The following is a 16,260-nucleotide window of genomic DNA, read 5'->3' on the forward strand; positions in this document are numbered from 1 at the left end:
AGTTTATTCTTCTCTTTGTCTTTTTTCTTCGGCGTTGTAAGCCAAGATAATTTTCTTTACCACTGGGTGCCTTACCACATCTTCTTCGGTAAGATGTACAAAACCTATTTCATGAACTCCTTTTAGAATTCTCATCGCTTCTTTTAGCCCAGAATGTTGTTTTGGTGGCAAATCTACCTGACTTGGATCTCCAGTGATAATGAATTTAGCATTCATTCCCATTCTCGTCAGAAACATTTTCATTTGAGAATGTGTGGTATTCTGCGCTTCATCTAGAATGACAAAAGCTTCATCTAAAGTTCTCCCTCTCATAAAAGCTAATGGAGCCACTTCTATCACTTTGCGCTCGATAAAACCTTCTAATTTTTCGTGAGGAATCATATCTCTCAACGCATCATACAACGGTTGTAAATAAGGATCGAGTTTTTCTTTCAAGTCGCCAGGTAAAAATCCTAAACTCTCTCCTGCTTCTACTGCAGGTCTGGTTAAAATAATTCTTTTGACTTCTTTATCTCTCAATGCTCTCACTGCCAATGCTACACTGGTATAAGTTTTCCCTGTTCCTGCAGGACCGATGGCAAAAACCATGTCTTTCTTTTCACTTTCTTTGACCAATTTTTTAAGGTTGGTGGTTTTCGCTTTGATGACTTTACCATTTACCCCTTTTACAATGATATCTTGGTCAAAAACCAATTGTTTCTCCTCCTCACTTTTTATTTTGAGAATGTTTTCTAAATCTTTAAGTCCAATAGAATTATTGGTGGAAATATAACTCACAATATCATCTAATTTTTGCTTGAGCACATCTAGAGTTTCTTGATTTCCCATTGCAAAAATAAAATTGTCTCTCCCAGTGATTTTCAGCGTAGGAAAAGAAGATTTCAATAAATTAAAATATTGATTGTTAACACCATAAAACGTTTTAGTGTCTATTCCTGTGAGTTCGTAAGTGATTTCGTACAAATTGTTTATATTTTAAAAATTTTATCTTACCAAAAATAAGCAATATCTTTGTTTTTTCAAATTTTTACTATTAAAAATGCCAATAATTACCCTTACATCAGATTATGGAAATCTAGACCACAGAGTTTCAGCCATTAAAGGCAGCATTCTCCAGCTTAATCCCGATGCTAGAATTATTGATATTACCCATGAAATTGGAGCGTATAATTTGATACAAACCGCTTATATTCTTAGAAATGCTTATGCACATTTCCCTAAAGAGAGTGTGCACATTGTTTCCGTAGACAGTTTTTTTCACAAAGACCGCAAAAATCTTCTGGTAAAAATGGATGGGCATTATTTTATTACTGCTGACAATGGATTGATGAGCCTCACTTTTTTTGACCAAAAACCAGAAGCCATTTATGAAATTACCATCAATAATCGTTTTGACGACGAAGTGAAATTTGCGAGTGTAGATATTTTCGTTCCCGTCGCAGCACATTTGACCAAAGGTGGTTTGCCAGAACTTATCGGCAGAAAAATTAAGCATTACAAGTGTACTACTTTTGCAAAACCTTATTTTAATGAACCTGAGAAAATGCTGATTGGCGAGGTGATGTACATTGATAATTTCGGGAATTGCGTAACCAATATCAGCAAATTAATTTTTGATAAAACAATGGTGAATTTCAATAATTTTGAAATTAACATTCGAAATATTTTACTAAAAAACATCAACCGTAAATACACAGACATCGTGACAGATTGGGAAAAAGAAAACGAATATCATGGCAAAGCTTCTGCTCTTTTTAATGGTCAAGATTTATTAGAAATCACCATTTATAAAGGTACAAAAAACAATGGCGCCAATTCGCTTTTTGGTTTAAAAGTGGGTGATAAGGTGTATATACAGTTTGAATGATGGATGTTAGATATTGGATGTTAGATGTTAGATGTTAGATGTTAGAAAAATTATAAATCATAAATCGTAAATCGTAAATTACCATGACTTATTTAATCATAAAAGCGCTGCATATCATCTTTATGGTGAGTTATTTTGCGGGAATTTTTTATCTCGTAAGAATTTTTGTGTATTACAAAGACACTGATGCTTTCGAAAGTCCTAAAAAGGAAATTTTACGTGAGCAATATGTATTTATGGCAAGAAGATTATGGAATATTATCACGGTTCCTGCTTTTGTTTTGATGACGATTTTTGGGGTTTGGATGGTGTTCTATTATTATCCTAATTTCCCTTTGTTAATGGTAAAACCTTCCTTATCATGGTTTTATTATAAAATTTTATTTTTAATTGGACTTTTTGTTTACCATTATTGGTGTTGGAAAAAAGTTTTAGAAATTAAACATCTTAATCATCAAGATTTATCTACCGCTAATCTTAAACTTAGACAAAGCAACGAAATCGCTACTTTCATTTTATTTTTAGTGGTTTTTGTGGCTATATTAAAATCTACAGCCTTGCAATATTGGTGGCAATTATTTATAGGATTTATCGTTATTGTGTTTGTGATTATGATGACGGTAAAATTGGTGAATAAGAAAAAAAGTGAATAGTAAATTCGCTACGCTGTGAAAAGTGAATTAAAAAATTAACGCAAAGCAATTCACTATAAAATAAATTGACTTGCGAAGCAAAAATTGATAAGAGTATGATTGCTATACTAAAAAAAGAACTTTGGAGTTATTTCGGGAATTGGAGTGCATGGATTATCATCGGTGCATTTTCTTTGATTTCTGCCTTATTTTTATTTTTTTTCGAGAATGATTTCAATATTCTAGAAATCGGAACAGCCAGTTTGCAGAGCTTTTTCACGCTTTCGCCATGGTTGTTTTTGTTCATTATTCCAGCATTAGCCATGAAATCTTTTGCCGAAGAACAACAAAATGGCACTTTGCAATGGCTTTTTTCTCAACCATTAAGCATTTCCGAAATCGTTTCAGGGAAGTTTTTCGCGGTATTTTTGGTTGGGATTTTATGCTTACTTCCTTCATTGGTTTACCTCTACTCTGTTTATGTTTTAGGCGTTCCCGCAGGAAATTTAGACTTAGGAGCGACCTTAGGAAGCTATTTCGGGATTATTCTTCTCATTGCTGCATTTTCTGCGGTTGGGATTTTGGCAAGTTCGCTTTCTTCTAACCAGATTATGGCTTATTTATTGGGCGTTTTCCTGAATTTCATTTTATACTTTGGGATAGAACAATTGGCCAATTTCAAATTATTGGGAGGCGCAGACTATCTGCTTCAGAATCTTGGTTTTTATCATCATTTTATTGCCTTTACAAGAGGTTTGATTGATACACAAGATGTGTTTTATTTCCTTTTTGTGATTGGATTGAGTTTGTTTTTGGCGAAAGTTTTTGTGGAGAAGAAGAAATAGTTATTTAACCGCAAAAGCAACAAAAGAATTGATTGAAAAATAAAGCAAGCCAAAAGTAAAAAAAAGCAACAAAAGCTTTTGTCTCTTTTGTGGTTTAAAATTTAAAATAAAAATGAAACAAAATTTAAAATATATTATTCCAGCTATTATCCTATTATTAGGAATTTTCGGTGTATTTTCTCATCGTTTTGATTTGACCAAAGAAAAACGTTACACCCTTTCTGATGCTACAGTAGAAACGCTGAAATCTGTAAAAGAACCACTGACTGTAGAAGTTTATCTGGAAGGTGATTTTCCTGCAAGTTTTAAGCAATTGCAGAATGAAACACAGTTTCTTTTGGAAGAATTCAGAAAAATAAATCCGAAAATAGACTATAAATTCATAGATCCTATTGCGACCAAAATGTCTCAAGACACGCTTCAAGCAATGGGAATGCAACCTTCTATGTTGCCCGATATGAAAGACGGAAAAGTTTCTCAAATCGTGCTTTTTCCTTATGCTGCGATGAAGTACAAAGGTTACGGAACGTCTATTTCGCTCATTACCAATCAAATGGGAATAGATGCAGCAGAACAGCTAACAAAATCCATTGAAAATCTGGAATTTAACTTCGCTTCTACCATTAAATCTTTGGTAGCAGACCAAAAGAAAAACGTAGGCGTTTTGGTGAATCAAGATGAATTAAGAGTAGATGAATTCCGTAGTTTTATGGACATGACGCTCGAAAATTACAATGCTGGTCCTGTAATTCCTGTAAACAAAAAAGAGTTGACTTTAGAAGATCTTCCGAATTTAGAAAGAATGGATGCTTTGGTGATTGCAAAGCCTAGAAAAGCCTTTACTGACGGAGAAAAAGTGATTCTAGACCAATACATTATGAACGGTGGAAAAACACTTTGGATGATTGACGCCGTGAATGCAGAAATGGATACTTTGATGACCAAGAAAAAACTCATGGCCTATCCTATCGACATCAATATGACTGATTTTTTCTTTAATTATGGCGTGAGAATCAATGCGCCTTTGATTAAAGATTTTCAAAAATCTGCTTTGATTAGATTGCAAGTTGGCGAAGTAGCGGGAAATCCTCAATACACCAACTTAATTTGGCCTTATTTTCCTTTGGGAATTAATGAAAACAACAATCCGATTACCAAAAACATCAATCCTGTAAAATTTGAATTTCCAACTGCAATTGATACTTTAGGAAGAAAAAATATCAAAACTCAAGTGCTTTACGAATCGAGTGAAAGAACCACTGCTAAATCGGTTCCTAATTATGTAGAGCTTTCAGAAATGGCGAATCTTGACAGTCTTTCTGTAATGGAAAAACCTACAACTCCGAAGATTTTTGCGGTGAGTTTAGAAGGTAAATTTACTTCTGCTTATGCGAATAGAAGTGAAAAAAACGGTTTCCCTAATTTTAAAAATGAAGTTGCTGGAAAAAATAAAATGATTGTTATTTCTGATGGTGATATTGGCCGAAATCAAATGATGAAAGGTCAAAACTTACCTTTAGGAGCAGATTTATTAACCGACCAACTCTACGGAAACGAACAATTTTTGAGAAACTGCTTAGATTGGCTTCTCGATGATTCTAATCTCATAGAACTCAGAAACAGAAATATAGAATCTCGCTTGCTTGACAGAAGAAGAATAGACGAAGAAAAAACAAACTGGCAATGGTTTAATTTATTGACACCATTGGCAATTTTAGGACTTTTGGGTGGAATTTTCTTCTGGTTGAGAAAGAAGAAATTCGGATAATTATTGAGGGTTTGTGAAGTCGTTTATTTGTAAAGTTGTGAAGTCGTAAAATTGTATTTTTTTCCACAACTTTACTGTTTATCAGTTTAACAGCTCTACGACTTCGCGACTTTACCGTTTAACAGTTTTACATTTACACATCTTTTATAAACTCCTCATATTCATAATACACCATTTCAAAAGCGGTCATTTTTTCGACAAAAAATTCGAAAATTTCTCGCCAAGTGTTTTTATTGTAGATGGAAACGCCATGTTTTTCTACCCAAAATCTAGAAATCACTTTTCCGTTTTCTAAGGTGTAGAATTCATCTTTATGCACCTCGCATTTCAGTTCATCTTCTAAAATTCCTTCGAGAGACCAAAGCTTCTCGTAATAAGCATTTCGGAAGATTTCATCTTTCATTTCTATGTCTACAGAAACCTCAGCTTTTTTGTTGTCACAATAGAATTTAAAAGCGAAATCTTTGATTTTAGTATCATACAAAATCCATTTTCTCGGAAACGACTTCCCGAAACTGGTCCAAAATTCCTTTTTTATTTTAGAGGCTTCTTCTTTGCTGAACATTTTTATTAAGTTATAAGTGATGAAGTATGAGTTATGAGTTGGCGAAAATAGGGAAATTCTGTTCAAATATTATTTTATTTCATTTAAAAATATTAGTTTTGAGAAAAGTTACACCATGAAAAACCTCATCATTATTGCTTTATTTTTCAGCTCATTGCTTTCTGCTCAAAGTTATTACAAGAAAATCTCAGATAAAAACATTAACACAGAAAGACAAACCATTGCCAAAAATTTTATTCAAGAGTTTCTCAATAAATGTGAAAATAAAAACTTCACCTCTTTTGAAAAATTCAATATTGCCAAAAAATTTGAGATGTTTTTAGATGAAAAACTAAGTGATATTTGTCAAAAAAATGAAACAGATTTAGGAAAAATAGAATTGCATAATCTCAACTCTGCTTATTTCTATAAAATTTCATTGACTTCAGATCCTGTGGAATTGTTTATTTTTAATGCAAAAACGGAAAAGAATCCTGAAATTAAATTTTTAAGCGTTTGGGTTTATCAAGACCGAAACTATATTCGCGGAATGGTCATCACCAAAGAAAAGCCCATCAATCCTAATAAAAGAGACTAAAAAAAGCGGACTAAAGTCCGCTTTAATTTATAATTTTTTAATTTTAAGAAATTACGCCTAATTCTTTTCCTACTTTTTCGAAAGCTGCAATGGCTTTATCTAAATGTTCACGGGTATGTCCCGCAGAAAGCTGAACTCTAATTCTTGCTTTTCCTTTCGGTACAACTGGGTAGAAGAAACCGATGACATAAACGCCGTTTTCCATCATTTTTTCTGCAAAAGTTTGGGCCAATTTAGCATCGTACAACATTACAGGAACAATCGCCGCATCACCATCAGGAATATCAAAACCTTTGGCTTTCATTTCCGTACGGAAATATTCTGCGTTTTCCATCACTTTATCACGTAGTGAAGTGTCTTTAGAAAGCATTTCTAGAACTTTCAAAGCCGCTCCTACAATTCCTGGAGCTAGAGAATTTGAAAATAAATACGGACGCGAACGCTGACGAAGCATATCGATAATTTCTTTTTTACCAGAAGTAAAACCACCAAGAGCGCCACCCAAAGCTTTTCCTAAGGTAGAAGTAATAATATCTACTCTTCCCATCACTTCATTGGCTTCATGCGTTCCACGACCTGTTTTACCGATGAAACCTGTTGCGTGAGAATCGTCAACCATTACCAACGCATCATATTTTTCTGCTAAATCGCAAACACCTTTTAAATCTGCTACGATTCCGTCCATCGAGAAAACTCCATCTGTTACGATGATTTTGAAACGGTGATTTTGTTTAGAAGCCTCAATAAGTTGTGCTTCTAAATCTTCCATGTTATTATTTTTATATCTGTATCTCACTGCTTTACAAAGTCGAACTCCATCAATAATAGAAGCGTGGTTCAACTCGTCTGAAATAATAGCATCTTCTTCTGTGAAAAGCGGTTCAAATACCCCACCATTTGCATCAAAACATGCTGCATATAAGATGGTATCTTCTGTTCCTAAAAATTCAGAAATCCTAGCTTCTAATTCTTTGTGAATATCCTGAGTTCCGCAGATAAAACGCACCGATGACATTCCGTAACCGTGAGATGCAATCATGTCTTGAGATGCTTTCATCACTTCTGGATGGTTAGAAAGTCCCAAATAATTATTGGCACAGAAATTCAATAATGATTTTCCATTGGCTACAATTTCTGCAGATTGTTGTGAAGTAATGATTCTTTCACGCTTGTACAATCCGTCATTTTCGATATTTTCTAGCTCCTTTTGTAAGTGTTTAAGGTATTTTTCTGAAATCATTTTTTAGATTTTTTGATTTTCACAAATGTAATAAAAAAAGCCCTCATAAAAGAAGGCTTTGTCGATATATTCTAAGTGTTGTTTTCTTTGAAATTATAAGATTTTTCATTTCATAAAATCCTAAAGAATGTGAAAAATCTTCTTATTTTTTTACAAATCTATCACAGGTTCTAGCAATTGTTCCATTCTGGCTTTTATTTGGTCTACCGAGCCTAAATAACCGTTAATTAGCAAAGAAAAAGAAAGAATTCTTCCATCTCTTGTTTTAATGTAACCTGCCAAACATTTTACTCCATTAAGTGTTCCTGTTTTGGCAAAAATTTGACCATAATTATTACCCGATTTAAACATTCTTCTCAGTGTTCCTGTTTCTCCAGCAATCGGCAAAGATTTAAGGAAATCGTCATAATATTTCTCTTTCATCACATCTGCCAAAAACTTCACCTGAGAAATAGGTTTTACTTTATTTGCTCTCGACAAGCCACTTCCATCCGCTAAAACTAAGCCATCAAAATCATATCTTTTTTCTTCTAAATGTCTCACGATGGTTTCTCGTCCCGATTCTAAAGAAACATTTCCTGTTTTATAAAAACCTACTGTTTTCAAAAGGGATTCTGCTAAAGCATTATCACTTTTTTGGTTGGTAAAGTAAATAATATCCACCATTGTAGGCGAAGAATATTTCGCTAAAAACTGCCTTTCTTCAGGATTTGGGTCAGTCACTCTATTAATGACTTTTCCAGAAATTGGGATTCTATTTTTAATCAAACTCGCTCTAAGATTATTGGCTAATAACGCTGGAGCTGCAGGAATTGTTGTAATTAAATTATTGGCTTCAAATTTTTCGGTGAAAGCCATTTTGTTCATGTAAGGAGAAACGTAAAAATATCTTTTTGAAGTGTCAAAAACAGATTTTGCTTTTACTGCAATTCTCTCGTTTTTTGGGTTGATGTTATTGGTATTTCCTACAGGAAGATAGTAATTGTTATGCTCTAACCAAACTATTTTTTCTGGCAATTCTAATCTTACATCCTGAAAAACAGCAGTTTGCACTACAACATCTCCATTAATTTTCTTAATTCCCGCTTCAGAAATTTTAGCTAAATAATCGCTGATAATTTGAGAATAAGACCACGCTCCTGCTTTTCCTGTTCCCATAGAAGGATCACCACTGCCAATCACAAAAAGATTTCCGTTAAGCGTTCCCGTTTCGTCAATGGTTCCAGAATATTCTAATTGAGTAATCCATTTGAATCTTCCTCCCAAAAGTGACATGGAAGCATCGGTAGAAAGCAATTTGGTGGTAGAAGCCGGAATCAAAGGTTTGTCTTCATTATAACCGGTGATGACTTCTTTCTTTTTGGTATCGTAGACTACAAAACCCCAAGTTGCATTGCGCAAAAGAGGGTCTTTTTTCATTTTTTCTATATTTTCTTCTAACTGTTCTTTAGGAGAAAGCACAGGTTTTTCTATTCCAGCACTTCCTATTCCACTTTTTTCGGTATATATATTAGAAGAAACTGATGAAGTTTGGGCAATAACTGCGGTTTGTACAAGCACAGTTGCAGCTATAGCTATTCTTTTCAATTCTCTCATTTTAGACTTTATAATAATCAGATTTTCAGTATTCTAACGAGGCAAATTTATAAATTATTGCCTTTTCCTATTCTTCTTGTATAGCTAAAACTGTCCCAAGAATTGTTAAAATTTGTTAAAAATCAACAAACGTATCTATTTTGATGCTTTTATAAGCGGTAATTTCTTCGAATTCTTCGAGAGATTTCAGCACGTAATCCTTGTATTCCTGATACTTTTTGCCTCTTGGTAATTTGAGCAAAATCTGATATTGATACAAGAGATTTATTTTACCAATCGGTGCCTTTTCTGGCCCTAAAATACATGGCAAAGGCAAATATTTTTGCAAAACCGAACTTAAAAACTGAGAAGCTCTCTGCAATTTTTCTTCTTTTCTGTGCTTAAGTTCTATTAAAACCAATTTCACAAAAGGTGGATACAAAAATTGCTCTCTTTCTTTGAGAAAATGCTCATAAATTTTGGCAGAATTTTCTTCTTTAATCAGTTCAAAGAGTGGATGATAAGGATTATAAGTCTGGATATAAATTTTACCTTTTCCAGAGTCTCTACCCGCTCTTCCTGAAACCTGCGTAATCAATTGATACGCTCTTTCTTCTGCTCTGAAATCCTGAACATACAACAGTGCATCTGCTTTTGGAATCGCCACCAATTCTATATTATCAAAATCCAAACCTTTAGAAATCATTTGCGTTCCTACCACAATTTCAGCTTCTCCAGATTCTATTTTTTCGTAGAGTTTTTCGTAGGCAAATTTCTTACGCATGCTGTCTACATCCATTCTCTCTACTTGTGCTTCCTTAAAGATTTTCTGCGTTTCTTCTTCTATCTGTTCAATGCCGATTCCACGAGTATTGAGGTTTGTACTTTGACATTTCGGACAGATTTTAGGTTTATGCGCTTTGTGACCACAATAATGGCATTTCAGCTCATTGGTAGATTTATGATACGTCATCACCACATCACAATTGCTGCAATAGGTAACATGACCGCAACTTTCGCATTCTACCACGTTTGCGTATCCTCTTCTGTTGTGCAGAATGATGGTTTGCTTTTTATGTTCTAAATTTTCAGAAATTTTATCAATTAAATGCTGGGAAAAATGACCTACTGAAAGCTTCGATTCTTGTGCTTCTTTGAAATTGATGATTTCATATTTTGGCAAAGCCACTTCTCCAAATCTTTCTCCTAAGAAAACGTATTTTAACTTACCATTTTTGGCAGCGTAATAACTTTCTACTGAAGGCGTTGCAGAACCCAAAATCGCTTTCGCTTGATAATAATTTGCCAAAACCAAAGCGGCATCTTTGGCATTGAAAAAAGGTTTTACTTCACGAGGTTTGTAAGCAGCATCATGCTCTTCATCAATGATGATTAAGCCTAAATTCTGAAACGGAAGAAACAGCGAACTTCTGGTTCCGATGAGGATTTTAATCTCATTATTCTTCACTTTTCGCCAAACTTCTACTTTTTCGAAATCCGTGAGTTTTTGATGATAAAAACCGAGTTGTTTTCCGTATTTTTTTTCTAATCTTTGGATAATTTGTTTGGTCAAAGCAATCTCTGGAAGCACAAACAACACATTTTTTCCATTAGCAATGGTTTCTTCTATCTTTTCCAGATACAGATGCGTTTTCCCTGAACTAGTAACGCCATGAAGCAAGATATTTTTGCCATCACGGAAACCTTCATTCATTTCTGTCAAAGCTTTTTCTTGAATTTCTGAAAGTTTTTCCAGATTTTCTATTTCGCCTTCATATGTTTCGATTCTATCTTTCTGAAGGTAATATTCTTGCACCAAATTTTTCTCCACCAAACCTCTTAAATGCGAAGCATTGAACACACAATTTTCAAAAAATTGAGACTTTCGCAGCGGTTGATTTTGTGTTTGTTGAGCCTCCAAAATTGACAAAAACAAATCTTTTTGTTTTTTGGCTTTGGTTAAACTTTGCAGAATTTCTGACAGATTGCCGAGAATATTTTCATCAATTTTAAGATAAGCTACTTCTTTGGCTTTGTATTTTTCAAAAATCTGTTCATCAATCAAAATATATTGTTCATCTATCAATGTATTGACAGTTTTGATGATTTCTTTTTTAGGAATAAAAGCTTCAATTTCTGATAAACTAACGAGCGTTTTCACTTCCAGAGCTTGTAAAAGATAAGTTTCATTAGCATCTAGAACTTCCCAATCTATTTCTTTGTTCAGGTTTCTTTTAAGATAAGTTTCGCTTTCTAATTTCAAAGAACTTGGGAATGCAAAACGATAGATTTCGCCAATATTGCAGAGATAATACTCTGAAAGCCATTTCCAAAATTGAAGTTGCTCTTCGGGAACGATGGCTTCTGCATCTAAAATAGAATGAATTTCTTTCGGGAGAAAAGCTTCGGGCTCATTTTCGTGAATTTCGAAGACAATTCCTGTGTAGATTTTTTTACCACCAAAAGGAACCAAAACGCGCATTCCTAAAACCAATTTTGGCAATAAATCTTCTGAAACTTTGTAGGTAAAAGTTCCTTTTAGATTAAGCGGAAGAATGATTTGTGCGAATGTCAAATTTTGAAAATATTTTCAAAAATACGGATTTTAAATTATTAAGGAATTAAGAAAAAAACTTCAGAAAAATCTGAAGTTCTATTTATCATCATAATACCTTTTAGCAGAGATTATTACAATGGGTACTTTGTCTTTGTAGATTTTATATTACCTTCCGGTTATCATCAAATAGTAAGAAACCGCTTGTTGATAATTGATTTTAGAATCTATCAGTTTTTCCTGAGTATCATTTACCTGCGCTTGAGCTTCTAAAAGATCAGACAATTGAGATAAGCCATTTTTATAGCTTTGTTGGTTTACTCTTGTATTTTCCGAAGCCTGTAAAAGCGTCTCTTGGTTTAAGGAAATACTTTTATATGCTTCCTGAAGATCTCTCCAGGCTTTGTCAATCTGTAACTTTAATAATCCTACGTTTTCTTTAAAATCATTTTCTGCCATCGTTTTTTCAGCTTTCAATTGGTTGATTTTGTGTTTATCTTCCCACCAATTAGAGATAGGAACTGTTACTCCGGCAAAAGCCATTCCGTTGAAATTTCCATCTAGATTTTTTGTTAAAGGATCCATATAAAATCCCGATAAACCTACATTAATTGAAGGACGAGCTTCTCCTTTTTTTAATTCTATTTGTAAATCCGAAGCTTCCACTGATTTTTCTAACATTTGATATTCGAGTCTTTTTTTCACTGCTTCTTCTTCCGAAATGTAATAAGATTCAGGAGAATTGAGTTCTGCTAATGTACTCTCTAACACAAGGTTGTCACTGTAAGGAATACCTGTAGTCTGGCATAATTGTTTTTTTGATAATACCATCCCATTTTCTAATTGTGTTCTTCTGAGTTTTAATTCGCTTCTTTTTACAGTAACTTTCAGTAAATCATTCTTGATAACTACTCCACTTTTCACAGCATTTTGAACTTCTTTAGATAATTTATCCAAAAAATCTTCATATCCTGTAAGCGTTTTTTCTTTTTCGTAAAGACTTAAGACTTGTAAATATTCTTTTTCTGTTTTATAAAGAATTTCTTTGTTTGATAATTCTTCCTGCTTCATTTTTACTTCAAGATTAATATCCGCCAATTGATTTCCGGTTTTTATTCTATTACCAGCATAAATAGGTTGTAGTACTGTTACTGCTCCTCCTGCTAGTTGGTTTAGGAGACTTATATTAATACCTGGCATATACGCAAATTGTGTGGCTGTAAGTAAATGTGCAGGATTACCATCATACACAGGAAGATTACCGCCTTCCATATTCAACTTTAATAAAGGATTAATGGCTTTCATTCCAAATGCCATTGCACTTACTTTTGGATAATAATTAGTAAGAGTTTCTTTCTTTAAAGCCTTAGCTTCTTCTACCTGAAGAGATTTATTTTTTATCAAATTGTTATTCTCCAATGTGCTTTTCTTAGCCTGTTGCAAGGTGATATTTTGCGAGAAAACATCTGATGCAATTACTAAAAACAGACTAGTTATAATATACTTTTTCATTTTTACGCTAATTCTAATTGTTGTGAATTGTAATTGTCTTCTTTTCTGTAAGCCATCCAATATAGGAGTGGAAGCATTGTAAGGATGAACCCCATTGAAATTAATGTTCCAAAGAAAATAACCGTTCCCATTGGTGCCCAAAGCGGACTTTTGCTGATAATCATTGGTATTACTCCCATTGATGCTGCAAGACAAGTAAGTAGTATAGGACGCATTCTTCTTGCTCCCGCCATTACACAAGCTTCTTTTACCGATTTATGTTCTTTATGGCGCATTTCTTCTATATAATCATACATAATAATCCCATTCCGAACAATAATTCCTATAAGACTTACCAAACCTAATACAGAAGTCATACTAAATTCCATATCCATTATCAATAACCCTAAAGCAGCTCCTAAAAAAGAAAAAATAGTAGAAATAAATACCAGAGATGCCAGTTTGATTTTTCTGAAATGGAAAACCAAGATGAAATAAATAATGGCTATAGAAATTAATAATCCTCCTATAATTTTCGGCAATGTCTCTTCTGTATTTTCTTTAACTCCGCCATAAGTAAGTGTAATATCTTTATCGTTAATTTCTTTCAAATACTTATTAACAATTTCTTCCACTTTTATTTGTTCAGAATCTACTCTTGTACCTCTCTTGTAATCTACATACAATGATAGAGTTCTAAGTCCGTTTCTTCTTACAATCTGTCCTTCGTGTGCAGTTGTTTTTACTTTAGCAACCTGACGAAGCGGAACTGCTGGAGAAAACAAACCAGTAACATATTCATTTTGAACATCTCCAGGTTTTAATCTATCACCACTTATGCTAGATTTAAGCACTACAGGAACATTATAATCATTTTCCCAGATAGAAGTAATAGGAACTCCTCCAAATCGTGATGCCAAGCCAATACCTAATGTACCTTCACTAATACCTAAACGATTAGATTCTACAGGATCTAGCGCAACGGTTACATCTGGCAATACCTCTTGATAGTTGGTATAAATTCTTAGAGGAGTATCTAATTTTTTAAATTCGTTTTGTAGCTTTTGCGCTTCAAGTTTAAGATTTGCAATGTTATTTCCTGTTAAACGTATTTCAGTATCAGCATCTACATTTGCTTGATAATCTAATTGTTTGAATTTCACAAAAGCATTGGGATAATAGTATGCCATCTTATTGGCATTTTCATCTAAAATATCCACAGTTGCTTCGGAACTTTTTGTATTCACGATAAACTGTGCAAAGTTGGATCCTCCTATTTTTGGTGCATATGTTGTCTGAAATCTAGGAGAACCTGTTCCCATAAAGAGCGTAAGAGAAGTAATTCTTGTATCCTTTTGTAATTTTTTTTGAAGATCTAATGCTACTTTTTCCGTTTCATTGATGGAGCTTCCATTGGGTAAGAAAATTTCAATGGCAAATTGATTTCTTTCTGCAATTGGCATAAGTTTCATAGGAATTTTTAGAAATAGAAAAATTCCAAATAATGCTATCAAGATACCAACCGCAAATGATATTTTAGGAAAACTAAAAATCTTTTGTAAAATTGAATCATAAAAAGATTGTATTCTATCCATTACGGTTTTTCCTTTCGTTTCTGCAGCCTTGTTCGGGTCGTGTAATCCTTTTTTAATAAAAATATACATGAGAAACGGCACAAACATAACCGCCACGCCAAGAGATACTCCTAAAGCCAATAGAACAGTCCAAGGAAAAGCGCTTACAAAATCCCGCATTTCCCCGGTAAGAGAAATCAAAAACGGAAAGAAAGTAATACCAATAGCTAATGTTGCAGACAAAACCGCTTTAAAATATTCTCCTGCACTTTGTATAGCTGCCTCTTTTCTAGGAATGCCTTCGTCTAATTTTTCTAAATACCCATCCAAAATCACTATTGAATTATCTACAATCATCCCTAAAACAACTATGAGAGCTGCTAACGTAACCGTATTAAGCTCAATACCAAAAGCAAACATTAATGCTAAAGTGATAAATATACTGATAGGAATAGTAGAACCTGCAACTGCTGCAACTCTTATTGGCATTAATGCTAAAGTTACCAAAACCACTGCCAAAATAGCAATTCCAAGCTCTTTTAAAAATGTATGAATAGAAGTATCAACTACCTGAGGTTGGTCTGCAATTCGGAAAACTTTTACATCATTAGGTAGTTTTTTCTCAAATTTTTTCAAGACTTCATTTACCGATTTACCATAATCTACAATATTGTAACCTTCTCGCATTTCGGTAGAAAGAATAAGTGATTTGTGGTTATTATTTAAAGTATAAGTATTAGCTTTAGGATATTCTCGAACGATTTTCCCCACATCTTTTAAACGAATTTGATTTCCTGTTGGATCCGAATAAATAATTTGCTCTTGCAAATCATATTCTGAGGTAAAAGGGCGATCAATATGTATTGGTATAGACAGGTTTTGATTGTCAATTTTACCAGCCGGTCCTACAAAACCTTTAGACATAAGTGTCTGATACAAGTTATAAATATTTATACCATAACTGGCAATTTTTTCTTTATCCACATAAATGCTAATTTGTTCGTTTTGCTCACCATATCTTCTAAGATTAGAAACAGATTCTATACTTCTTAATTGACTTTCGAGGTCTTCCATATACGTTCTGAGCTGACGATACGTTTTTGTATCAGACTCCAAAGCAATAAGTAATGCTGAGGTATCTCCAAAATCATCATTTGCAACCAAAGCTACAACACCAGATGGCAATTGCATTTTGAAATTAGATAAACCCAATTTAATTTTAGACCAAACTTCAGTTTTATTCTTTACATCATCATTCAGTTCTACAAAAACATACAATATCCCGTCTTTTGATTGAGAGTAGGTTTTGTTTTTCTTTATTTCTTTGTAGGTAAAAAGATAGTTTTCTAAAGGTTTTGCCACTTGTTCTTCCACTTCTTCGGCGGTTGCACCTGGGTAAACAGCCACTACTACACCCTGTCTTATTGTAAAACTAGGAAACTCTTGCTTCGGCATTTTGAAAAGTGCATACACTCCGAAAATAATAAAAGTAGAAATGAGCAGAAGCACTATTTTATTATATTTCATCGCTTTAGCAATGAAATTATTCTTTGTATTCATCATTTAAAAACT

The 16,260-nt window shown here is 33.5% G+C and carries 12 protein-coding genes; 5 read left to right on the forward strand and 7 right to left on the reverse strand.

Annotated elements, in window-relative coordinates; genetic code table 11:
• Positions 1 to 3: 3 nt before the first annotated feature.
• Complete coding sequence (locus QO190_RS04745) at positions 4 to 963, reverse strand: PhoH family protein (protein WP_371461802.1); 960 nt, start codon at positions 961 to 963, stop codon at positions 4 to 6.
• A gap of 76 nt (positions 964 to 1,039) precedes the next feature.
• Between QO190_RS04745 and QO190_RS04750 the strand changes: the two genes are divergently transcribed.
• From QO190_RS04750 to gldG, 4 genes are all read left to right on the forward strand, one after another.
• Complete coding sequence (locus QO190_RS04750) at positions 1,040 to 1,867, forward strand: S-adenosyl-l-methionine hydroxide adenosyltransferase family protein (protein ID WP_104793547.1); 828 nt, start codon at positions 1,040 to 1,042, stop codon at positions 1,865 to 1,867.
• An 83-nt stretch (positions 1,868 to 1,950) separates the two neighbouring features.
• The gene (locus QO190_RS04755; protein WP_371461801.1) at positions 1,951 to 2,520 is read left to right on the forward strand and encodes a CopD family protein; all 570 of its coding nucleotides are present in this window, start codon (positions 1,951 to 1,953) and stop codon (positions 2,518 to 2,520) included.
• A 95-nt stretch (positions 2,521 to 2,615) separates the two neighbouring features.
• On the forward strand, positions 2,616 to 3,344 hold the full coding sequence (locus tag QO190_RS04760) for an ABC transporter permease (RefSeq protein ID WP_371461800.1): 729 nt from the start codon (positions 2,616 to 2,618) through the stop codon (positions 3,342 to 3,344).
• 112 nt (positions 3,345 to 3,456) lie between these two features.
• Positions 3,457 to 5,112, forward strand: a complete 1,656-nt coding sequence (gene gldG / locus QO190_RS04765) for a gliding motility-associated ABC transporter substrate-binding protein GldG (RefSeq protein WP_371461798.1) — start codon at positions 3,457 to 3,459, stop codon at positions 5,110 to 5,112.
• Between the two features lie 133 nt (positions 5,113 to 5,245).
• On the opposite strand, the gene QO190_RS04770 is transcribed toward gldG, so the two are convergent.
• A complete protein-coding gene (locus QO190_RS04770) occupies positions 5,246 to 5,677 on the reverse strand; it encodes a DUF4268 domain-containing protein (RefSeq protein ID WP_371461797.1) in 432 nt (143 codons plus the stop codon).
• 115 nt (positions 5,678 to 5,792) lie between these two features.
• On the opposite strand from QO190_RS04770, the gene QO190_RS04775 reads away from it, so the two are divergent.
• Entirely contained in the window at positions 5,793 to 6,254 is a 462-nt protein-coding gene (locus QO190_RS04775; protein ID WP_371461796.1) for a hypothetical protein, read from the forward strand.
• 43 nt (positions 6,255 to 6,297) lie between these two features.
• Here the strand turns inward: QO190_RS04775 and kbl are convergent, their stop codons facing one another.
• The 5 genes from kbl to QO190_RS04800 form a co-directional block, all read right to left on the reverse strand.
• A complete protein-coding gene (kbl, locus tag QO190_RS04780; RefSeq protein WP_371461795.1) occupies positions 6,298 to 7,494 on the reverse strand; it encodes a glycine C-acetyltransferase in 1,197 nt (398 codons plus the stop codon).
• A 150-nt stretch (positions 7,495 to 7,644) separates the two neighbouring features.
• Positions 7,645 to 9,090, reverse strand: a complete 1,446-nt coding sequence (gene dacB, locus QO190_RS04785; RefSeq protein ID WP_371461793.1) for a D-alanyl-D-alanine carboxypeptidase/D-alanyl-D-alanine-endopeptidase — start codon at positions 9,088 to 9,090, stop codon at positions 7,645 to 7,647.
• Between the two features lie 115 nt (positions 9,091 to 9,205).
• Entirely contained in the window at positions 9,206 to 11,644 is a 2,439-nt protein-coding gene (gene priA, locus QO190_RS04790) for a primosomal protein N' (RefSeq protein ID WP_371461792.1), read from the reverse strand.
• Positions 11,645 to 11,791: 147 nt separating this feature from the next.
• The gene (locus QO190_RS04795) at positions 11,792 to 13,135 is read right to left on the reverse strand and encodes a TolC family protein (RefSeq protein ID WP_371461791.1); all 1,344 of its coding nucleotides are present in this window, start codon (positions 13,133 to 13,135) and stop codon (positions 11,792 to 11,794) included.
• 2 nt (positions 13,136 to 13,137) lie between these two features.
• The gene (locus QO190_RS04800) at positions 13,138 to 16,251 is read right to left on the reverse strand and encodes an efflux RND transporter permease subunit (RefSeq protein WP_371481268.1); all 3,114 of its coding nucleotides are present in this window, start codon (positions 16,249 to 16,251) and stop codon (positions 13,138 to 13,140) included.
• Positions 16,252 to 16,260 lie beyond the last annotated feature (9 nt).

The organism is Cloacibacterium sp. Arc13, from assembly GCF_041431305.1.
Taxonomy (GTDB): domain Bacteria; phylum Bacteroidota; class Bacteroidia; order Flavobacteriales; family Weeksellaceae; genus Cloacibacterium; species Cloacibacterium caeni_B.